This window comes from Polynucleobacter sp. UK-Mo-2m-Kol15 (assembly GCF_018881505.1).
GTDB lineage: Bacteria > Pseudomonadota > Gammaproteobacteria > Burkholderiales > Burkholderiaceae > Polynucleobacter.
Map to the genome: position 1 here is coordinate 930,590 of NZ_JACVQC010000001.1, position 19,910 is coordinate 950,499.

The following is a 19,910-nucleotide window of genomic DNA, read 5'->3' on the forward strand; positions in this document are numbered from 1 at the left end:
GCTAGGGGCATAGCCCATTGGCGGCTTTGTAGTGTGGGTCAAACCAATCTAGGCATTTATTGCCTAGAACACCAGGTTCAATATTGTTAAACCGGCGCCACACTTGACGATCGCCGCAGAGACCTCCTTTAGGTCATCTATGCAGGCGCGCGCCTGAAAACTGTCTTCTAATCGCGGGTCGCGGCATACGGCACACCAACCCTGCGCCTCATTACAACGGGGGAGGGGCAACCCCGGGAGTCTATTAAGGGCGACTCCAAGCTCCACGATTCAAACCTAAACCAGGTCATTCTCGGGCCAATAAATTGGCTAGAGCGTTGATTATACGGCACATGTTGAACGACAATGGGGTATTGTTAAGTCCCTTGTCGACCCTCGTCGGGGTGGCAAGAGAGATAAATCATGAAATCCGAACCCATATCTAAGCCTTTACAGGTAAAAACTAGCGCTCCGGCTGCCGTTCATCTTCAGACCATTGGCTCAGAGGAGGCTGGTCAGCGCCTAGATAATTACCTTTTGCGCTGGGCTAAAGGGGTTCCCAAAAGTCACGTTTATCGAATTATTCGTTCCGGAGAGGTCCGAGTAAATAAGAAAAGGGCTGAGCCGACTACCCGTTTGGTTGAGGGGGATATAGTCAGGGTTCCGCCGGTTCGTATTGCCGAGCCCGCCCAAATGGCGGCAGTCAATACTGCTCAAACCAAGTCTCGGGCTCAGGGATATTCCGACAAAATGCCCATTTTGTTCGAGGATGAGGCTCTACTAATCGTGAATAAGCCCGCAGGTTTGGCAGTTCATGGAGGCTCAGGCATTGCCCTAGGTGTTATTGAGACTCTCCGTATTACACGTCCGGAACTCAAATTTCTAGAATTGGTCCATCGTTTAGATCGAGATACTTCCGGTGTCTTGCTCTTGGCTAAAAAGCGTAGTGCTTTAGTAGAACTGCATCGGCAGATCCGCGAAGGGCAGACAGATAAGCGCTATTACTTGCTAGCTCATGGTGAAGTTGCGCAAGGTGCTGGCACGATGCAGTTGAAGTTTGCATTACATAAATACCTATTGGCTAATGGTGAGCGTCGTGTTCGTGTTGACCCGGATGGCCTACCAAGCCATACCGCTTTGCGTGTTACCAAAATAATGAAGCGTGGCGAAGTGGCTATTACCCTCGCCGAAGCCCAATTAAAAACCGGGCGTACTCACCAAATTCGTGTGCATCTCCAAAAATTAGGCCACTCGATTTTGGGTGACGATAAATATGGCTTTGAAGATCAAGATAAGATAGTGAAGTCCAAGCGTTTGTATCTGCATGCCCACTTGGCTGGCTTTACTCATCCCCGTTCTGGCGAGAAAATGCGTATTGAATCACCACTTCCAGCTGAATTTACCGCGATGATGAACACTTTTGAAGTGACTAAAAATGCCTGAAGAGCAAAAACCCGATAGACGTTACGACCTGATCGTGTGGGACTGGGATGGAACTATCATGGATTCCACGCCAACGATCGTGCACTGCATTCAGCAAGCTTGCCGTGATTTGGATTTTAAGGTGCCGGATGATGCTTTAGCCAGCTCGGTTATTGGCTTAGGCATTCACGATTCACTCAGAAGAGCGGTACCGTGGATTGAGCCAGTCCATTTCCCCAAGTTAACAGAGCGTTTTCGTTATCACTACCTAGCTAAAGATCACGAGCTTGATTTGTTTCCGGGTATTCGTGAATTGCTACACAGCTTGCGTGAAGAGGGTTACTTATTAGGCGTTGCGACAGGTAAGTCACGCGTTGGATTGGATCGATCCTTAAGGCATCATCAGTTAGAGCAGATGTTCCATGAAACCCGCACTGCAGATGAGTCCTTCTCTAAGCCCCATCCTGGAATGCTCTTAGAGTTGTCAGATGTCATGCAAGTACCGATGCGCCGTATGTTGATGATTGGGGATACCACCCATGATTTGGATATGGCAGCAAATGCAGGTGTGGATGCAGTAGCGGTAACGTATGGCGCACATCCCCCAAGTACTTTAAAAGAGGCGCCGTCACTTGCGCATGTGGATGATGTCTCGCAGTTAGGTAAATGGTTTAGCGACAATCTCACTATTAAAAACGAGTTAGTAATTAAGGATTAACAAGATGGATCAGAATCAATCCGAGAACGCAAATCAAAATTGGGAGCGTCAAGCTCTGGAGCATTTATTACTAGAGAATTTAAAAGAGACTCGAAAGGCGCGCCGCTGGAGAGCGGTATTTCGTATTCTTACGCTCATTGTCTTTGTTGGCGTAGTGCTCGCGGTATTTGATTTTCATCTACCAGGGCGGGGCATGGGAATGGAGAAGCATACCGCCTTAGTTACTCTGGAGGGGGAGATTTCCTCGAGCTCAATGGCTAACGCGTTAGATATTAATTCATCGCTGAGCGCTGCATTTGAAAATGAAAATAGTGCTGGCGTAGTTTTGCGTATTAATAGTCCTGGCGGTTCACCAGTTCAGGCTGGCATGATGAATGACGAAATTCATCGCTTACGCAAGCTTTATCCAAGCAAGCCATTTTATGTTGTTGTAGAAGATATTTGCGCCTCAGGTGGTTACTATGTGGCTGTTGCTGGTGACCAAATTTTGGTTGATAAGGCCAGTTTGGTGGGATCTATTGGTGTAATCATGGAAGGCTTTGGTTTCACTGGCTTGATGGATAAGTTGGGCGTAACTCGTCGCATGATTGCTGCAGGTTCCAATAAGGGGATGATGGATCCATTCTCCAAAGAAAATCCACAGCAAGTGGAGATGATTAAAACCATGATCGATGAGATCCATCAACAATTTATAACGGTAGTAAAGGCAGGTCGTGGTGATCGCCTAAAAGAAACTCCGGAGATGTTCTCGGGTCGTGTTTGGAATGGTGAACAAGCAATCAAAATTGGCTTAGTAGACGGCTATGGATCGGTAGAGTCTGTTGCACGCGATATCTTTAAAGCGCCGGATATTTTGGACTACACCATGAAAGAGAATTTCGCAGAGCGTGTTGCCAAACGCTTTGGTGCTGAGGTTGGCGCTGCGGCAGGTAAAGCCTTAATTAAGGCACCTGATTTAAAGTAAATCATAGCTTCACAAGGTGAAAAACACTTAGGCCAGCAATAGAAATACTGCTGGCCTATTTTGTAATGACGAGCAGGCGGCTTCATTTGGGAAGCGCTTACGCCAGTCTGCAATAGATAAGGTAGTAATAGCTTCACTTGGCAGGCTGAGATCCATACCAAGACATAATAATGATTGCGGTGATAGTGTATTAAGACAAGCCATCAACATTGCAGTATTGCGATATGGCGTCTCAATCCAGATTTGTGTCTGCTGTAATTTTCTAGACTCTACTTCTAGCTGTTTCAGTCGTGAGATGCGATCTTGTACATCATGCGGAATATAACCCTGAAATGCAAAGCGTTGACCATTTAAACCGCTGGCCATCAGACCCAATAAAATAGAGCTTGGCCCGACCAGTGGTTTTACTTTGGCGCCTAGTTTGTGAGCTGCTAGTACCAGCTCTGCGCCGGGATCTGCAACACCTGGAACGCCCGCCTCTGACATGAGGCCCATATCTTTTCCGGCGATCAGCGGCTTGAGTAAATCCATTGGTTTGACCGCATCACCATACTTAGCATTGCGTGCAAGGCCACGCCATTCACTCATTTGCATTTCTTGAATGGTACAGGCCAAGGGCGAAACACTATCGACTGTTTTTAAAAAGGCGCGTGCAGTTTTTGCATCTTCCACAATCCAGTGGGTAAGCTTGGCAGTTTGGGTCATGGTTTCGCTTGGTAAAACCCAAGGCAATTGCTCAGCACGCGAATCATCTCCCAAGGTATTGGGAACCAAAAAGAGGGTGCCTAGTATTGAACTCATGATTTAATTCTTTTTCATTCAGTTAATTGATGTTTTATTTGGAATGAGAAAGCCGGCTTCACGCAAGAGGCCGCTCAATGCAATTAAAGGTAGGCCTATCAATGCAGTGGGGTCATCACTTTTGATGGATTCTAGGAGTGAAATTCCCAGGCCTTCAGACTTGGCGCTACCAGCACAGTCGTAGGGTTCTTCGGCATGGAGATATGCCTCTAGAACATCGTCAGATAGTTTTCGGAAGGTAACTTCTGTAGGAGTATTGACGGTTGTCTCGACATCGCCATGCATCAGACATAGTGCCGTTTGAAAAGTCACAGTGGCACCACGCATGAGTTGTAGTTGCGCCATCGCACGCTCAAAATTTCCTGGCTTACCAATAGCGGCACCACACAGGTCAGCTACTTGATCCGAGCCAATAACCCAGGCTTCGGGGTGATCTTTGGCAACAGCTGCAGCTTTTGCTTTGGCTAAGCGCAAAGCTAAGTCTAGGGTGCTTTCACCGGGGAGTGGCGCTTCATCAACCTGAGGTGAGATGACTTCAAAAGGGATGCGTAAGCGATCTAAGAGCTCCCTGCGATAGACCGATGTGGATGCCAGGATTAGTTTTTTTGCAGAATTACTCATCGCAACTTGTACTTTCGTTGAAGCCTTCATTTAGACTGATGTCATGAATCGTAATCAAGTTTTACCTCAAGTTGAGTTATCCAGTGATCCCAAGGCCCTGAGTCGGATCGATTTTTGCGCTCCTCAGTCCTATCAAGGGGCTGGATTTTTGGAGATTTCAGTCTTGCCAAGGGTAGCTGACGAAGTCTCTATTATCGAACCAGGTGATGGCTTTCATTGGCAGGTAATGACCCATTTTGCGGATTCTCCGGGCACTCAGCCCCAACAAATTTTAGAATTGGTTATAAAAGGGCGTCTTCACCTAGTTTGTCAGGGCTGCCTGCAGGATTGTGGCCTGGATTTGGCCCAAGAAAGTCGATTTGTCATGGTTGCTACCGAGGACGAGGCAGACGCCTTTCCAATGGAGGACGATCAACTAGAGCCGTTGGTGGCAAGTCAACATTTTGATCTCTTGGGGCTAATTGAGGATGAAATCCTCCTTTCCCTACCCTTAATTCCAAAGCATCTAGAAGGCGCTTGTCAGGCACGTACCGCCTCATTTGGGGGTGGTAAGAGTGCCGAAGATGCCTCTGAAAAACCTCAAAATCCCTTTAACATATTGAAAAATATGAAGAAAAATTGATTCTATCCCGCATTAAGAAGCTTGTATTTCAAAGTCGTTTTATCAATTAATCAAGCATTTAGCTCAATTTACATGTTAGAATATCGCCTTGCTTAGGAGTTCAATATGGCCGTCCAACAGAATAAAAAATCCCCATCCAAACGTGGCATGCATCGTGCGCACGACTTTTTGACCGCACCTGCTACGGCTGTTGAAGCCACAACTGGTGAGGCACACTTGCGCCACCACATTTCACCAAACGGCTACTACCGTGGTCGTAAAGTTGTTAAAACAAAAAACGACTGATTCTTTAGTCTAAAAGATAGAAGCGGCTCCAATAAAAGCCGCTTTTTTCTTTGAAAAAAACTACTTGCAGCAATACATGATTTTATGAGTGTCACTCTTGCTATCGATGCTATGGGCGGAGATCACGGGGTAACTGTCACTGTCCCTGCTTGTTGCGATTTCCTCGAAAAACATGCAGATGTGAACATTGCCTTAGTTGGCAATCCAGAAGCGCTCAAGCAAGCCTTGAGTCAATTTCCAAAAGCGCCAATCGAGCGCATTCAAATTATTCCTGCTAGTGAAGTTGTCCTCATGGATGACCCTATTGAGGTGGCGTTGCGTCGTAAAAAAGACTCCTCTATGCGAGTTGCTATTGAGCAGGTCAAAGAAGGCTTGGCTGATGCAATTATTTCCTCGGGTAATACTGGCGCCTTGATGGCAATCTCGCGCTATATTCTTAAAACCCTGGAAGGTGTTGATCGTCCTGCAATTGCTACTGCGATCCCCAATGAAAAAGGGCGCGGTACAACTATGCTCGATCTTGGCGCTAACGCAGATTGTGAGCCTATGCATTTAGTACAGTTTGCACAAATGGCTAACGTGATGGTGCAGGTTGTTGATGGCACGCAAAACCCCTCAATCGGACTTCTCAATATTGGGGAGGAGGTGATTAAGGGTAATGAAGTGGTGAAGCAGACGGGTGAGTTGCTACGTCAAACAAACCTTAACTTTTACGGCAACGTAGAGGGTAATGATATTTTTAAGGGCACTACGGATATCGTGGTGTGCGATGGTTTTGTGGGTAACGTCGTTCTTAAGGCAAGCGAAGGCTTGGCCAAGATGATGAGTGGCTTAATTAAAGAAGAATTCAATCGATCATGGCTTACTAAGCTAATGGCAATCTGCGCTATGGTGCCATTATTACGTGTCCGAAAACGTGTTGACCATCGTCGTTATAACGGTGCAGTACTCTTGGGTTTGCGCGGTTGCGTAATTAAGAGTCATGGATCAGCGGATCGCTTTGCATTTGGTTTTGCGCTCGATCGTGCATATGAAGCAGCAAAAAATCGCATGGTAGAGCGCATCGCTCAGGCTTTTGTGGCGGAGACAACATAATCATGGGTACCTATTCACGGATAGCGGGGACTGGAAGTTATCTTCCGGAGCAGCGTTTAAGCAATCAAGACCTCGTTGAGCGTTTGGCGAAGATTGGTCTTGAAACTAGTGATGAGTGGATTGTGACTCGTAGCGGAATTTCTGCTCGTCACTTTGCCTCAGAAAATCAACTCACTAGTGACTTGGCAGTCAATGCAGCCCTAGCAGCATTAGAGGCGGCCGGTTGTACTTCTGAAGATCTTGATTTAATTATCTTGGCGACATCAACACCAGATCATTTGGGCGGTTTTCCAAGTACCGCATGCGTAGTTCAGGATAAGTTGGGCGCCCATACCAATTGCGCAGCATTTGATGTTCAGGCGGTATGTGCTGGCTTTACTTATGCTCTCGCAATTGCGGATGCATTTATTCGTACGGGTACCCATAAAAAAGTATTGGTTCTCGGTGCAGAAACTTTCTCCCGTATTTTGGATTTCCAAGATCGCACCACGTCCGTTTTGTTTGGTGATGGTGCTGGAGCAGTAGTCTTAGAGGCTTCCACAGATCCAGGCATTCTGGCAACAGCTTTGCATGCTGACGGAAGTCAACGCGACATTCTGTGTGTTCCGGGTCGGGCCAAGCAGGGTGGTGTTGAAGGATCTGCTTACTTAACCATGGATGGTCCCGCAGTATTTAAGTTGGCCGTCAAAGTGCTTGAGCAAGTTGCGCACGAGGCTTTAGAGAAGGCCAACCTAAAACCAGAACAAATCGATTGGTTGGTGCCACATCAAGCCAATATCCGCATTATGGAAAGCACGGCTCGCAAGATGGGTATGTCAATGGATAAAGTCATTGTGACCGTCCATGAGCATGGCAATACCTCTGCTGCATCTATCCCACTTGCTTTAGATGTCGGTGTTCGCTCTGGTCAAATTCAACGCGGCCAATACCTTTTGCTAGAGGGTGTAGGCGGTGGCTTTGCTTGGGGTGCGGCAGCAATCAAGTACTAAGTCATAAGCAATACATTAATAACCATCACTCAACGATTATTTCTATGACATTTGCATTCGTATTCCCCGGCCAAGGTTCCCAATCTGTTGGGATGCTCAACACTATTGCCAATCGCCCTGAAGTCCGCGCGACCTTACAGGAAGCTTCGGAAGCTTTGGGTGAGGATGTTGCAAAACTGATTGCAGAAGGCCCTTCTGAAGCCTTATCTTTAACAACCAATACGCAGCCTGTGATGTTGACTGCGGCGATCTCGTTCTACCGCGCTTGGTTGGCCTCTGGAGGCGCCGTTCCTCAGATGATGGCTGGGCATAGTTTGGGGGAGTACTCCGCCTTAGTTGCTGCTGGCGTGATCTCATTTAAAGATGCTGTGCCCTTGGTGCGTTTTCGTGCTGAGGCGATGCAGACAGCAGTGCCAGTAGGTACTGGTGGAATGGCTGCAATCTTGGGTTTAGATGATGCGCTTGTGAAAACCGTTTGCGCCGAAGCTGCTGCTGCATCTGGTGGCGTAGTGGAGGCGGTGAACTTCAATGCGCCAGGACAAGTGGTGATTGCTGGTGGTAGCGATGCAGTAACTAAGGCCTGTGAATTGCTTAAGGCAGCTGGCGCGAAACGCGCTTTACCGTTGCCAGTTTCAGCACCATTCCACTCCTCATTACTCCAGCCTGCCTCTGAAAAACTCAAAGGCTATTTGGCTGATATTGAATTTAAGGTGCCCACTATTTCTGTAGTCAATAACGTTGATGTCAATGTGCTGAATGATCCGGCGGCGATTAAGGATGCCTTAGTGCGTCAAGCTGCCAAGCCAGTTCGTTGGCAAGAGACTATTAATGCAATGGCGCAGCATGGCATTACTCAGGTTGTAGAGTGCGGTCCCGGTAAGGTTTTGGCTGGGCTGACTAAGCGTATTAATGAGCATGTCGTTGGACTACCTATATTTGATGAGGTCAGCCTGAACGAGGCATTGGCTGCGGTAAAGTAAAAATACGAACAAGAAATATCAAAGAAACAAAAAGAAAAGACGGAAGACAAATATGAATCTCGACTTAAGTGGACAAATTGCATTAGTCACTGGCGCATCGCGGGGTATTGGTCAAGCAATTGCGGATGAGCTTGTGAAATGTGGTGCCAAGGTGATTGGTACTGCTACATCTGAGGATGGTGCAAAGTCCATCAATGCACGTTTACAAGCTAGCGGTGGTCGTGGCGAGGTGTTAAATGTCACCGATCCAAAGGCTTGCGAAGACATCATTGATCTGATTGTTAAAGATTTTGGTGGGATCAATATTTTGGTGAATAACGCCGGCATTACCCGCGATAACCTAGCGATGCGCATGAAAACAGATGAGTGGTCTGATGTGATCGATACTAATTTGAGTGCAGTTTTTCGTCTTTCGCAGGCTGTGATGCGCCCAATGATGAAGGCGCGTGCTGGTCGCATTATCAATATCACGTCGATTGTTGGACATATGGGCAATGCTGGACAGGCAAATTACGCTGCTGCTAAATCAGGGGTATCTGGCATGACTCGCGCCTTGGCCCGTGAAATCGGCAGCCGTAATATCACCGTGAACTGTGTAGCGCCTGGATTTATTGATACCGATATGACCCGTGCTTTAAGCGATGAGCAACAAAATGCTCTGAAAGCGAATATTCCTTTGGCTCGCCTAGGCAGTCCGGAAGATGTGGCGCAGGCGGTAGCATTTTTAGCCTCTCCAGCGGCCGGATATATCACTGGAAATACCTTACATGTCAATGGCGGGCTCTATTTAGCCTAATAACAAAGCAGGAATTGATCATTTTTTGGCGGATTTACTAATTTAGCCCGCCAAGCTGATAAAATCTTTTTCATCGTTTTTTTACAACCCTTGGGGGAATTAATGGATAACATCGAACAACGCGTTAAGAAGATCGTCGCTGAGCAATTAGGCGTCTCAGAAGCAGATATCAAAAATGAATCTTCTTTTGTGAACGACTTAGGCGCAGACTCTCTTGACACTGTTGAGTTAGTAATGGCTTTGGAAGACGAATTCGGGATTGAAATTCCGGATGAGGAAGCTGAAAAAATCACTACTGTTCAGCTCGCTATCGATTTTGCTCAGTCTAAAGCTCAGGGTTAATTCCCTAGCTTAGTCAAAAGCGATTACTGTGTCAGTAACAAATGGCCGTCGCCGGGTTGTCGTAACTGGCCTAGGCCTTATTTCACCAGTTGGTAACACGGTTGATGTAGCTTGGTCTAATTTACTCGAGGGTAAATCAGGCATTGCTACCATCACGAAGTTTGACCATACTCCGCTAAGTGTCCATTTCGCTGGCGAGGTGAAGGACTTTAATGTCGAAGAATATGTCTCCGCCAAAGAGGCGCGACATATGGATACTTTTATCCATTACGGCATTGCTGCTGGTACGCAAGCTATTCGCGACAGCGGTTTACAGGTAACCGAAGAGAATGCCGAGCGCATTGGCGTTATGGTTGGCTCAGGTATTGGCGGTTTGCCAATGATTGAAGAGACCGGAGCTGAGTTGTTGGCTCGCGGCCCTCGTCGCATCTCCCCGTTCTTTGTGCCAGGATCAATCATTAATATGATTTCTGGTCACCTCAGCATCTTGTTTGGCCTCAAGGGTCCAAACGTTGCTGCTGTGACAGCTTGTACTACTGGCTTGCACAGCATTGGATTGGCAGCACGCTTAATTCAGTATGGTGATGCCGATGTGATGGTTGCTGGTGGTGCTGAATCTACGATTTCAGCCCTAGGTGTTGGTGGTTTTGCATCAGCTCGTGCACTGTCTACTCGCAATGATGATCCAGCCACTGCTTCACGCCCATGGGATAAAGACCGAGATGGCTTCGTGCTTGGAGAGGGTGCTGGTGTTGTAGTGCTTGAAGAGTATGAGCATGCTAAAGCGCGTGGTGCAAAAATCTATTGTGAGCTCTTAGGCTTTGGTATGAGTGGTGATGCCTACCATATGACAGCTCCAAATATGGATGGTCCACGTCGTTGCATGGTCAATGCAATGCGCGATGCAGGCTTAAATACTGACCAGATTCAATATATTAATGCGCACGGCACTTCTACACCTTTGGGTGATAAGAATGAAACTGGCGCCATCAAGGCTGCTCTAGGCGATCACGCTAAGAAGACTTTGATTAACTCTACTAAATCGATGACAGGCCACCTTTTAGGCGGCGCTGGCGGCCTGGAGTCTGTCTTTACTATTCTGGCCTTACATAACCAGAAGTCTCCACCAACAATCAATATTTTCAATCAAGATCCAGAGTGTGATTTGGACTACTGCGCCAATACTGCTCGGGATGTGAAGATTGACCATGCCATCAAAAACAACTTTGGCTTTGGGGGTACTAACGGTACCTTGATTTTTGGCAAACTGACCTAATATTCATATCAGGTTATTTCCTTTCTTCGTTTTTTAATCATTGGTTTTTACCAAGCAGGTCTATAGCATTATGAAAAAGTACCTTATTGCGCTCTTAGCTGTCTTTAGCTTGGGGCAGATTGCATTTATTCCGCAGGCGTGTGCTCAGACCCCACGTGTCTCTATTCCTGACTTTGCTGATTTAGTTGAGCGAGCAAGTCCTGCCGTTGTGAACATTCGCACTACCGAAAAAGTGATGCAACAACAAGCCCAAGGCGGCTTTCCTGGTATGCCAGAGGATCAGGCTGAGTTCTTTCGCCGCTTCTTTGGTGTGCCTGTTCCAGGATTGCCGGGCGGACCCAAGCAAGCTCAACCTAACTCTGGCAAGCCTCAAGAGGCTGATCGTGGCGTAGGCTCTGGCTTCATTATTGAATCTAACGGCCTAATTTTGACTAATGCTCACGTGGTTGAGGGCGCCAATACGATTTACGTTACTTTGACTGATAAGCGTGAGTACAAGGCTAAGTTATTGGGTATGGATAAGCGTACTGATATGGCGGTTGTCAAAATCGATGCACGTGATTTGCCTAGGTTGCCACTGGGCGACTCTTCTCGAGTGAGGGTCGGTGAATGGGTATTAGCAATTGGCTCCCCATTCGGCCTGGAAAATACAGTCACAGCAGGTATTGTGTCTGCCAAGAGTCGTGATACTGGTGACTACCTACCCTTCATTCAGACAGATGTAGCGGTTAATCCTGGTAATTCTGGCGGCCCTTTATTGAATACTGCAGGACAGGTGATTGGAATTAACTCCCAAATTTTTAGCCGCTCTGGTGGGTATATGGGCATCTCTTTTGCTATTCCGATTGATGAGGCGATGCGTGTTGCAGATCAATTGCGCACAAATGGAAAAATGACTCGCGGACGTATTGGTGTTGCTTTAGGTGAAATGACAAAAGAGGTTGCTGAAAGCTTGGGTTTAGGTAGGCCTCGCGGCGCTTATGTTCGTAATGTCGAGCCAGGCGGTCCAGCAGCGGCAGGCGGAATTGAGTCAGGGGACGTGATTCTCAGCTTTAATGGCCGTGATATTGGCAAATCTACCGATTTACCAAGAGTGGTTGGGGAAACTAAGCCAGGAACTAGTGCTAGCGTACAAGTTTGGCGTAAAGGCTCTACTAGAGATTTGATGGTTTCTGTAGTCGATACCGAAGCGGGTCAAGCTGCCGCGAAGAAGCCAGATAGCTCGGGTTCATCGAGCGGAAATATGAATTCTCTTGGGGTAGCGGTTTCTGAGCTCTCAGACGGCAAGAAGAAGGAGCTCAATATCCGCAGCGGAGTAGAGGTTACTGGTTTGGGAGATGGTCCTTTGGCGCGTGCTGGCCTGCGTCAAGGGGATGTCATTATTCGGATTGCAGACGTTGATATTACTGGGGTTAAGCAGTTTGAGAGCCTGATTAAAGGCCTAGATACGAATAAAGCAGTTCCGATTTTTGTTCGTCGGGCTGACAGCACATTGATTATTCCAGTAAGGCCAAAATAAGCCAAAACTAGGGTTTTTGGTCAAATAAACGGGTTTGGCGCTAATTTAGCGCCACCCATTACAATTGCCTTAAGACGACTTTTTGCAGCGCATCATTGTGGTGCGTTCTGACAAGGCGTTTTTTGAAGACCACATATTACGCTATGGATTTAATCCGCAATTTCTCTATCATCGCCCACATTGATCACGGCAAATCAACTCTTGCTGATCGCATTATTCAACTCTGTGGTGGCCTCACTGATCGTGAAATGGAAGCTCAAGTTCTGGATTCGATGGATATCGAACGTGAGCGTGGTATCACTATTAAGGCGCAAACAGCAGCGCTGACTTATAAATCTAAAGACGGTAAAACCTACAACATCAATTTGATTGATACGCCAGGGCATGTCGACTTCTCCTATGAAGTAAGCCGTTCTTTATCGGCATGTGAAGGCGCATTGTTAGTAGTTGATGCCAGTCAGGGGGTTGAAGCCCAGACAGTCGCCAACTGCTACATGGCGCTGGAGTTAGGGGTTGAAGTGGTGCCGGTACTCAATAAGATTGATTTGCCGCAGGCTGATCCTGAGCGCGCCAAAAAAGAAATTGAAGATGTCATTGGTATTGATGCATCGGAAGCGGTGACCTGTTCGGCTAAAACTGGATTAGGAGTGCAAGAGGTCATTGAAGAAATGATTGCTCGTGTACCGCCGCCAAAGGGTAATGCGGCGGATCCTTTGCAAGCATTGATCATTGATTCTTGGTTTGATAACTATGTTGGCGTAGTGATGCTAGTGCGCGTCGTCAATGGCACTCTTAAGCCAAAAGAAAAAATTAGCTTGATGGCGAATGGCTCAAGTCATTTAGTGGAGCATGTTGGCGTCTTTAGTCCAAAGTCTGTAGACCGCCCAGAGTTGTCTGCTGGTCAAGTAGGCTTTGTGATTGCTGGTATTAAGGAACTCAAAGCTGCCAAAGTGGGTGACACAGTTACGCATACCCCTGGACAGCAAGGCCGAACTCCTGCGACAGCACCACTCCCTGGTTTTAAAGAGGTTAAGCCCCAGGTCTTTGCTGGTCTGTATCCAGTGGAGTCTAGTGAATACGATCAACTCCGTGAGTCTTTAGAGAAGTTACAGTTAAATGATGCTTCACTCCTGTACGAGCCTGAGGTTTCACAGGCGCTTGGTTTTGGATTCCGTTGTGGCTTCTTGGGGCTTCTGCACATGGAGATCGTACAGGAGCGCTTAGAGCGACAGTACGGCATGAACCTCATTACTACTGCGCCAACCGTTGTGTATCAGGTGGAGCAATCTGACGGAACCATTTTGTCGGTAGATAATCCATCGAAAATGCCAGAGGCGAGCAAGATTAATACGATTCTTGAGCCGATCGTGACAGTTAATCTGTATATGCCTCAAGAGTATGTGGGCTCGATCATTACCCTGTGCGTTGGTAAGCGGGGTATTCAGATGGATATGAATTACCTTGGTCGTCAAGTAAAACTGACATACGAACTCCCAATGGCTGAGATTGTTTTGGATTTCTTCGACAAAATGAAATCTATTTCTCGTGGCTATGCATCTATGGATTACGAATTCAAAGAGTACCGTCCAGCTGATGTAGTTAAGGTTGATATCTTGATTAATAGTGAGCGAGTTGACGCTCTATCCGTGATTGTTCACCGTAGCAATAGTCAGCATCGTGGACGTGAAGTAGTCGCTAAGATGCGTGGCATCATTCCACGCCAAATGTTTGATGTGGCTATTCAGGCGGCAATTGGTAGCAATATCGTTGCTCGAGAAAACGTTAAAGCATTGCGTAAAAACGTATTAGCCAAGTGTTACGGAGGCGATATCTCCCGTAAACGTAAGTTATTAGAAAAGCAAAAAGAAGGTAAGAAGCGCATGAAACAAGTTGGTAATGTGGAGATTCCGCAAGAGGCGTTCTTGGCTATTTTGCAGGTAGACGACTAATGAACTTCGCACTCATCCTTTTTATCTTGGTGTTGGTCTCTGGGCTTGCTTGGATTGCTGACCGCTATTACTTTGCCCCACAAAGACGCATAGCTGGTATCGACCGCATGCCATTGTGGTTGGAATATACGGCTGGGTTCTTTCCGGTAATTTGCGCAGTATTTGTTTTGCGCTCTTTTATAGTGGAGCCCTTCAAAATTCCATCGGGATCAATGATTCCAACCCTGCATATTGGCGACTTTATCTTGGTAAATAAATTTACCTACGGTATTCGTTTGCCAGTCATTAATCAGAAAGTTGTGGATCTAGGCTCACCAAAGCGTGGCGATGTAGTCGTATTCCGCTATCCTCGAGATGAATCAATTGATTACATCAAGCGTGTCATAGCTTTACCGGGCGATACCATTACCTATCAAGATAAGCGTCTAACAGTCAATGGTCAGCCTTTGCAATACAGTGGCGGCGAGCCTTATCTTGACCCAGAAAATATGCGTTATGCGAAGAAATTCTCAGAATCTTTCCCTGCAGACTTAGGCGGTAATAAGCACGAGATATTGAATGATCCTGATCGTCCTGCTGGCATGTTCCCTGCAGAACGTTTTCCAGGATTTGAAAATTGCCAATATCAAAATGCAGGCCTTACCTGTAAGGTTCCTGCTGGCCATTACTTTGCTATGGGTGATAACCGCGATAATAGTGCCGATTCTCGTTACTGGGGATTTGTGCCAGATAAAAATATCGTGGGTAGAGCCTTCTTTGTTTGGTTAAATCTTGGAAATCTTGGCCGCATTGGCGGCTTCGAGTAAAACTATGAACGCCCGCGTCGTCATCGAAACTGCACCGTTACAAGCGCAACTGGGCTATACGTTTAAAAAACTAGAGCTGCTGAATCAAGCCTTAACGCATCGGAGTCACAGCAAGAAGAATAATGAACGCCTTGAGTTTTTAGGTGACTCTATTCTGAATTGCGTTGTCGCTGAAATGCTTTATGAGCGTTATTCAGATCTAGACGAGGGTGATCTCTCTCGCGTTAGGGCTAATCTGGTTAAGCAGCAAGCACTTTATGAAATTGCCCAAACCTTATCATTGTCTGACTACCTACGTTTAGGTGAGGGTGAGCTCAAGAGCGGCGGCTTCCGTCGCCCATCCATTCTGGCAGACACGTTGGAGGCAGTGACTGGCGCAATATTTTTAGATGGCGGGTTTGATGCTGCTAGGACATGTTTGCGTAAACTCTACTCTATCATTTTGGCTAACGTTGACCCCAAGACTCTGGGTAAAGACGATAAAACTTTATTGCAAGAGTGTTTACAAAGCTATCAATTGCCTTTGCCCACTTATAACGTGACTGGTACTAGTGGCGCTGCCCATAACCAGCAGTTTGAGGTGGAGTGTTTAATTCCCAATCTTAAGGTTGCTGTTAAGGGTGAGGGTGCATCTCGACGTGCAGCGGAACAAGCTGCTGCGAAGCTGGCCTTAATTACTGCACTAAAAGCCTTGCCTCAAGCGCTAGGTAAGCCTAAAAAGACTCGGTCAGCTAAAAAGAAGGCAGCCAAAAAAGTGGCGACTGAAGAGCAATTAAATCTTAAGCTGAAGGGCTAATCGTGTTTAGATGCGGCACTATCGCCATTGTTGGCCGTCCCAATATGGGCAAATCGACCCTCTTAAATGCCTTGGTTGGTCAGAAGATTAGTATTACCTCCCGTAAGGCCCAAACTACACGTCATCGTATTTTGGGTATCCAGAATCGTGAAGAGGCACAGTTCATATTCATCGATACGCCAGGCTTTCAGACACGTTTAATTAATACCTTAAATAAGGCATTGAACCGCACGGTAACTACAGCTCTGCAGGACGTGAACGTGGCTTGTTTTGTAGTTGAGGCTGGTTACTTTGGTGAGGATGATAAGAAGGTCTTGAAATTACTGCCAGATGACCTGCCAGTTGTCTTAGTTTTGAATAAATTAGATTTATTTAATAGTCGCTTTCAGACTCCATCTGAGCGGGATCAGGCCTTGCTCAACTTTATTAAAGAAATGGCTCGCCCTTGGTGTGAATTGGGTGGCCATGAAGATCAGAAGGGTGAGTTCGCTGAAATCGTTCCGATGAGTGCTAAGAGTCCTGGAGATATTGAAAGATTATTAGATGTGCTTGAGGGTTACTTACCTGAGGCGCCGGCAGTCTATGACGGCGATACCATCACCGATCGTAGTGAGCGCTTTCTGGCTGCTGAGATCTTACGTGAGAAGGTCTTCCGCTTCACTGGCGAGGAATTGCCATATACCAGTACTGTAGTGATTGATCAATTTAAGATGGATGGCAAGATGCGACGTATTGCGGCAACTATTTTGGTTGATCGCGATAGTCATAAGGCGATGATTATTGGTGCCAAGGGTGAGCGGCTTAAGAAGATCTCAACCGATGCTCGTATTGATATGGAAAAGCTCTTTGACGGTAAGGTATTCTTAGAGACTTGGGTCAAGGTCAAACGTGGCTGGGCAGATGATCGCGCTGAATTACGGGCACAAGGACTAGAGTAATTATTCATGGCCTCTATTCGTGTTGCTGACGAACCTGCTTTTGTATTGCACAGCATTCCTTATAAAGAAACTAGCTTAATTCTGGATGTCTTTACTCGGCAGTATGGTCGCATGGCCTTGATTGCTAAGGGTGCAAAGCGCCCACACTCAGTCTTGCGTCCAGTTTTGCAGCGCTTTCAACCTCTATTAGTCTCTTGGAGCGGAAAGTCAGAGCTCAGAACTTTAACGAAGTCAGAGTGGGTTGGTGGTACACCATCATTGGTGGGCGATGCTTTGCTCTGCGGCTTTTACCTCAATGAATTATTGGTCAAGTTCCTAGCGCGTGAAGACGACTACGAAAAGCTCTACGATCATTACACTGATACGATCTCTGCTTTATCCAATCTCGAATTTGAATCTAAGGGTTTGGAAGAAATTCTGCGGCCTTTTGAGTTGACGCTATTACAGGAGACCGGCTATGCAGCAGCGCTGGATCGCTGTGTTGAGACTAATAGCGCCCCCATTTCAAATGAGCAATATGTTTATCAGCCAGAGCGTGGTGTTAGGCCGGCACAGGGGGATGATCCGGGCCATTGGCCAGTCTTGAGCGGCAAATCCCTGCTGGCCATAACGGCAGGAGACTTTTCTGATGCAGAGACGCTTTCTGAAAGTAAGCAGTTAATGCGTTTCTTACTAGGACTACACCTTCAAGATCAAGTACTCACTACCCGTCAGATTTTGATTGACCTAAAGAAAATCTAGTAATCTACCCCAATGAATACCCAACAAAAGCTTGAGCTTGGCATCAATATTGATCACGTTGCCACCTTACGAAATGCTCGAGGAACTATTTATCCAGACCCTATAAAGGCTGCCCGCTTGGCTGAAGAGGCTGGCGCTGATTTAATTACCTTGCATTTGCGTGAAGATCGTCGCCATATTAAGGATGCAGATTTAATCACCCTTCGCCCCTTAATTCAGACGCGTATGAATTTAGAATGCGCTGTTACCCCTGAGATGATTAATATTGCCTGCCGGGTGCAGCCGCATGATGTTTGCCTTGTTCCTGAGAAACGCGAGGAGGTAACTACTGAGGGCGGTCTAGATGTCATAGGCCATTCTGAAGCAGTCAAAGCTGCCACCGCACAATTAAAGGCCGCAGGTATTCGGGTGTCACTCTTTATTGATCCAGAAGAAATGCAAATTCAAGCTGCTAAAGATATGGGGGCGACAGTGGTTGAATTACATACTGGTCGCTACGCAGACCTCGCTGGGAGCCAACAAAATCAAGAGCTTGAGCGCATTAGGAAAGCAGCACAGTTTGGAAAAAGCATTGGCTTGCGAGTCAATGCTGGCCATGGATTGAATGAGGGTAATGTAATTCCTGTTGCCGCAATTGCCGAACTCTCAGAACTCAATATTGGGCACGCTATTGTTGCTGAAGCTTTATTTAAGGGCTGGCAAAACGCCATTTCTGATATGAAGGCTCTGATGATTCAGGGTAGGGCTAAGAATTAAAAGAGTTATATCAAATGATCATAGGTATTGGTACAGACATTTTGCAGATCGAGCGGCTACAAGCCGCTTACGATCGCACCAATGGCCGCTTGGCAGAAAAAATTCTTGGGCCAGATGAGATGCTGGTTTTCAAGCAACGCTTATCCAGAAATCATAAGAGGGGTATTGCTTTCTTGGCGACCCGCTTTGCTGCAAAAGAAGCATTTTCAAAAGCAATCGGCCTGGGCATGAGAATGCCAATGACTTGGAGATCACTCCAAACGCTGAATGAACCTAGCGGTAAACCAGTGACATCGTATTTGGGCGCACTCGCACAATTCATGCTGGATAAAAACTGGGAAGCTCAGGTCACTGTCAGTGACGAGCAAGATATGGCAATAGCTCATGTGATCGTAGTTCAAAAATAAATAAAACGAAAAAATACGAGGAATCCATGACTAAGTCAATTATGAATCCAGGCCCTGTCACTTTAGATGTTGTTAGTCTTGAGTTAAATACGGAGGATCGTCGTCGCATCTTGCATCCCCTTACGGGCGGCGTCATTTTATTTGGCAGAAACTTTGCTAATCGTAAGCAGCTCACCAAACTCACTGCGGAAATTAAAAAACTCCGTCCCGATGTATTGATCTCGATTGATCATGAGGGCGGACGTGTACAACGATGCAGGACTGATGGTTTTACCCATTTACCTGCCATGCGTAAGCTCGGTGAACTTTGGGGTTCTAAAAATATGTCATCGCATTCTGCTGAATCCGCCGCTATTGCGATGGCAGCAGCTACAGCTTGTGGCTATGTCTTAGCTACCGAGTTGCGTGCTTGCGGTGTGGACTTTAGCTTTACTCCTGTTCTAGATCTTGATTTTGGTCGCAGCGGTGTAATTGGAGATCGTGCATTCAGTCGTGATCCGCAAATTACTTTTGCATTGGCAAAGAGCTTGAATGAAGGTTTACGTCTTGCCGGTATGGCTAACTGCGGTAAGCACTTCCCAGGCCATGGCTGGGCGGAAGCGGATTCTCATGTGGCTATTCCAGTTGATGAACGTCCTTTGCAGCAAATTTTGAATGACGATGCTAAGCCTTACGAGTGGTTGGATCTCAGCTTGACCGCAGTGATGCCTGCACATGTGATCTACCCAAAGGTAGACAAGAATCCAGCTGGATTTTCTAAAGTTTGGTTGCATTCGATTTTGCGTCAAGAGTTAGGCTTTGAAGGCGTGATCTTTAGTGATGACCTTTCGATGGAAGGTGCAAGCGTTGCCGGTTCTGTAGTCAAGGGTGCTGATATGGCGCTTGAGGCAGGATGTGATGCGGTCTTGATTTGTAATCGTCCAGATCTTGCAGATCAATTACTTAGTAAGTTGAAAGTTTCTAAAGCAAAAAAAGCAGAATCCGCTACTCGATTAAATCGCTTGATGCCGACATCTGCAGCTCTTGCTTGGAATGAACTGCAGTCTGAAGCGCAATACCAGTATGCTAAAGGCTTATTGCAGCAACTAAATTTAATTGCATGAGTTTT

At 46.7% G+C, this 19,910-nt stretch carries 22 protein-coding genes; 20 read left to right on the plus strand and 2 right to left on the minus strand.

Annotated elements, in window-relative coordinates:
* Positions 1 to 402: 402 nt before the first annotated feature.
* The 3 genes from ICN43_RS04905 to ICN43_RS04915 are packed head-to-tail and all read left to right on the plus strand — an operon-like array spanning position 403 to position 3,083.
* Entirely contained in the window at positions 403 to 1,422 is a 1,020-nt protein-coding gene (locus ICN43_RS04905; RefSeq protein WP_216197485.1) for an RluA family pseudouridine synthase, read from the plus strand.
* Positions 1,415 to 2,119: an HAD-IIIA family hydrolase gene (locus tag ICN43_RS04910; protein WP_216197486.1), complete on the plus strand. Its 705-nt coding sequence runs from the start codon at positions 1,415 to 1,417 to the stop codon at positions 2,117 to 2,119. The genes ICN43_RS04905 and ICN43_RS04910 overlap by 8 nt, the downstream gene beginning before the upstream one ends.
* A gap of 4 nt (positions 2,120 to 2,123) precedes the next feature.
* Positions 2,124 to 3,083 (plus strand): S49 family peptidase, encoded by a 960-nt coding sequence (locus tag ICN43_RS04915; protein ID WP_216197487.1) that lies wholly within the window; start codon positions 2,124 to 2,126, stop codon positions 3,081 to 3,083.
* A 27-nt stretch (positions 3,084 to 3,110) separates the two neighbouring features.
* On the opposite strand, the gene ICN43_RS04920 is transcribed toward ICN43_RS04915, so the two are convergent.
* Together ICN43_RS04920 and ICN43_RS04925 are read right to left on the minus strand one after the other, a co-directional pair.
* The gene (locus ICN43_RS04920) at positions 3,111 to 3,875 is read right to left on the minus strand and encodes an SAM-dependent methyltransferase (protein WP_216199904.1); all 765 of its coding nucleotides are present in this window, start codon (positions 3,873 to 3,875) and stop codon (positions 3,111 to 3,113) included.
* A 27-nt stretch (positions 3,876 to 3,902) separates the two neighbouring features.
* Positions 3,903 to 4,535, minus strand: coding sequence for a Maf family nucleotide pyrophosphatase (locus ICN43_RS04925; RefSeq protein ID WP_370623154.1), 633 nt, complete (start codon positions 4,533 to 4,535; stop codon positions 3,903 to 3,905).
* A gap of 13 nt (positions 4,536 to 4,548) precedes the next feature.
* Between ICN43_RS04925 and ICN43_RS04930 the strand changes: the two genes are divergently transcribed.
* From ICN43_RS04930 to nagZ, 17 genes are all read left to right on the plus strand, one after another.
* Complete coding sequence (locus tag ICN43_RS04930; protein ID WP_216197488.1) at positions 4,549 to 5,127, plus strand: YceD family protein; 579 nt, start codon at positions 4,549 to 4,551, stop codon at positions 5,125 to 5,127.
* Between the two features lie 105 nt (positions 5,128 to 5,232).
* Positions 5,233 to 5,412 (plus strand): 50S ribosomal protein L32, encoded by a 180-nt coding sequence (gene rpmF / locus ICN43_RS04935; protein WP_011902241.1) that lies wholly within the window; start codon positions 5,233 to 5,235, stop codon positions 5,410 to 5,412.
* A gap of 84 nt (positions 5,413 to 5,496) precedes the next feature.
* Positions 5,497 to 6,507, plus strand: a complete 1,011-nt coding sequence (gene plsX / locus ICN43_RS04940; protein WP_216197489.1) for a phosphate acyltransferase PlsX — start codon at positions 5,497 to 5,499, stop codon at positions 6,505 to 6,507.
* A 2-nt stretch (positions 6,508 to 6,509) separates the two neighbouring features.
* Positions 6,510 to 7,496, plus strand: a complete 987-nt coding sequence (locus ICN43_RS04945) for a beta-ketoacyl-ACP synthase III (RefSeq protein WP_216197490.1) — start codon at positions 6,510 to 6,512, stop codon at positions 7,494 to 7,496.
* A gap of 44 nt (positions 7,497 to 7,540) precedes the next feature.
* Positions 7,541 to 8,476, plus strand: a complete 936-nt coding sequence (fabD, locus tag ICN43_RS04950) for an ACP S-malonyltransferase (protein ID WP_216197491.1) — start codon at positions 7,541 to 7,543, stop codon at positions 8,474 to 8,476.
* A 52-nt stretch (positions 8,477 to 8,528) separates the two neighbouring features.
* On the plus strand, positions 8,529 to 9,272 hold the full coding sequence (gene fabG / locus ICN43_RS04955; RefSeq protein ID WP_216197492.1) for a 3-oxoacyl-ACP reductase FabG: 744 nt from the start codon (positions 8,529 to 8,531) through the stop codon (positions 9,270 to 9,272).
* Positions 9,273 to 9,374: 102 nt separating this feature from the next.
* Entirely contained in the window at positions 9,375 to 9,614 is a 240-nt protein-coding gene (acpP, locus tag ICN43_RS04960; RefSeq protein WP_216197493.1) for an acyl carrier protein, read from the plus strand.
* Between the two features lie 28 nt (positions 9,615 to 9,642).
* The gene (fabF, locus tag ICN43_RS04965) at positions 9,643 to 10,890 is read left to right on the plus strand and encodes a beta-ketoacyl-ACP synthase II (RefSeq protein WP_216197494.1); all 1,248 of its coding nucleotides are present in this window, start codon (positions 9,643 to 9,645) and stop codon (positions 10,888 to 10,890) included.
* A gap of 70 nt (positions 10,891 to 10,960) precedes the next feature.
* On the plus strand, positions 10,961 to 12,409 hold the full coding sequence (locus tag ICN43_RS04970; protein ID WP_216197495.1) for a DegQ family serine endoprotease: 1,449 nt from the start codon (positions 10,961 to 10,963) through the stop codon (positions 12,407 to 12,409).
* Positions 12,410 to 12,552: 143 nt separating this feature from the next.
* Entirely contained in the window at positions 12,553 to 14,358 is a 1,806-nt protein-coding gene (lepA, locus tag ICN43_RS04975; RefSeq protein ID WP_216197496.1) for a translation elongation factor 4, read from the plus strand.
* Positions 14,358 to 15,164 carry a signal peptidase I gene (gene lepB / locus ICN43_RS04980; protein WP_216197497.1) on the plus strand — a complete coding sequence of 269 codons (807 nt, stop codon included), beginning with the start codon at positions 14,358 to 14,360 and terminating at the stop codon, positions 15,162 to 15,164. Before lepA ends, lepB begins: the two co-directional genes overlap by 1 nt.
* A 4-nt stretch (positions 15,165 to 15,168) precedes the next feature.
* Positions 15,169 to 15,960 (plus strand): ribonuclease III, encoded by a 792-nt coding sequence (gene rnc, locus ICN43_RS04985; RefSeq protein ID WP_216197498.1) that lies wholly within the window; start codon positions 15,169 to 15,171, stop codon positions 15,958 to 15,960.
* Positions 15,961 to 16,004: 44 nt separating this feature from the next.
* On the plus strand, positions 16,005 to 16,898 hold the full coding sequence (gene era / locus ICN43_RS04990) for a GTPase Era (protein ID WP_216859769.1): 894 nt from the start codon (positions 16,005 to 16,007) through the stop codon (positions 16,896 to 16,898).
* Between the two features lie 6 nt (positions 16,899 to 16,904).
* Positions 16,905 to 17,639 (plus strand): DNA repair protein RecO, encoded by a 735-nt coding sequence (gene recO / locus ICN43_RS04995; RefSeq protein WP_216197500.1) that lies wholly within the window; start codon positions 16,905 to 16,907, stop codon positions 17,637 to 17,639.
* A gap of 12 nt (positions 17,640 to 17,651) precedes the next feature.
* Positions 17,652 to 18,395 carry a pyridoxine 5'-phosphate synthase gene (pdxJ, locus tag ICN43_RS05000; protein ID WP_216197501.1) on the plus strand — a complete coding sequence of 248 codons (744 nt, stop codon included), beginning with the start codon at positions 17,652 to 17,654 and terminating at the stop codon, positions 18,393 to 18,395.
* Positions 18,396 to 18,409: 14 nt separating this feature from the next.
* Entirely contained in the window at positions 18,410 to 18,802 is a 393-nt protein-coding gene (gene acpS / locus ICN43_RS05005; RefSeq protein ID WP_216197502.1) for a holo-ACP synthase, read from the plus strand.
* 26 nt (positions 18,803 to 18,828) lie between these two features.
* Positions 18,829 to 19,905 carry a beta-N-acetylhexosaminidase gene (gene nagZ, locus ICN43_RS05010; protein WP_216197503.1) on the plus strand — a complete coding sequence of 359 codons (1,077 nt, stop codon included), beginning with the start codon at positions 18,829 to 18,831 and terminating at the stop codon, positions 19,903 to 19,905.
* Positions 19,906 to 19,910 lie beyond the last annotated feature (5 nt).

Coding starts and splice junctions, on each gene's coding strand:
- ICN43_RS04905 (WP_216197485.1), top strand. CDS start 403: ATGAAATCCGAACCCATATCTAAGCCTTTACAGGTAAAAACTAGCGCT.
- ICN43_RS04910 (WP_216197486.1), top strand. CDS start 1,415: ATGCCTGAAGAGCAAAAACCCGATAGACGTTACGACCTGATCGTGTGG.
- ICN43_RS04915 (WP_216197487.1), top strand. CDS start 2,124: ATGGATCAGAATCAATCCGAGAACGCAAATCAAAATTGGGAGCGTCAA.
- ICN43_RS04925 (WP_370623154.1), bottom strand. CDS start 4,535: ATGAAGGCTTCAACGAAAGTACAAGTTGCGATGAGTAATTCTGCAAAA.
- ICN43_RS04930 (WP_216197488.1), top strand. CDS start 4,549: ATGAATCGTAATCAAGTTTTACCTCAAGTTGAGTTATCCAGTGATCCC.
- rpmF (WP_011902241.1), top strand. CDS start 5,233: ATGGCCGTCCAACAGAATAAAAAATCCCCATCCAAACGTGGCATGCAT.
- plsX (WP_216197489.1), top strand. CDS start 5,497: ATGAGTGTCACTCTTGCTATCGATGCTATGGGCGGAGATCACGGGGTA.
- ICN43_RS04945 (WP_216197490.1), top strand. CDS start 6,510: ATGGGTACCTATTCACGGATAGCGGGGACTGGAAGTTATCTTCCGGAG.
- fabD (WP_216197491.1), top strand. CDS start 7,541: ATGACATTTGCATTCGTATTCCCCGGCCAAGGTTCCCAATCTGTTGGG.
- fabG (WP_216197492.1), top strand. CDS start 8,529: ATGAATCTCGACTTAAGTGGACAAATTGCATTAGTCACTGGCGCATCG.
- acpP (WP_216197493.1), top strand. CDS start 9,375: ATGGATAACATCGAACAACGCGTTAAGAAGATCGTCGCTGAGCAATTA.
- ICN43_RS04970 (WP_216197495.1), top strand. CDS start 10,961: ATGAAAAAGTACCTTATTGCGCTCTTAGCTGTCTTTAGCTTGGGGCAG.
- lepA (WP_216197496.1), top strand. CDS start 12,553: ATGGATTTAATCCGCAATTTCTCTATCATCGCCCACATTGATCACGGC.
- lepB (WP_216197497.1), top strand. CDS start 14,358: ATGAACTTCGCACTCATCCTTTTTATCTTGGTGTTGGTCTCTGGGCTT.
- rnc (WP_216197498.1), top strand. CDS start 15,169: ATGAACGCCCGCGTCGTCATCGAAACTGCACCGTTACAAGCGCAACTG.
- era (WP_216859769.1), top strand. CDS start 16,005: ATGGGCAAATCGACCCTCTTAAATGCCTTGGTTGGTCAGAAGATTAGT.
- recO (WP_216197500.1), top strand. CDS start 16,905: ATGGCCTCTATTCGTGTTGCTGACGAACCTGCTTTTGTATTGCACAGC.
- pdxJ (WP_216197501.1), top strand. CDS start 17,652: ATGAATACCCAACAAAAGCTTGAGCTTGGCATCAATATTGATCACGTT.
- acpS (WP_216197502.1), top strand. CDS start 18,410: ATGATCATAGGTATTGGTACAGACATTTTGCAGATCGAGCGGCTACAA.
- nagZ (WP_216197503.1), top strand. CDS start 18,829: ATGACTAAGTCAATTATGAATCCAGGCCCTGTCACTTTAGATGTTGTT.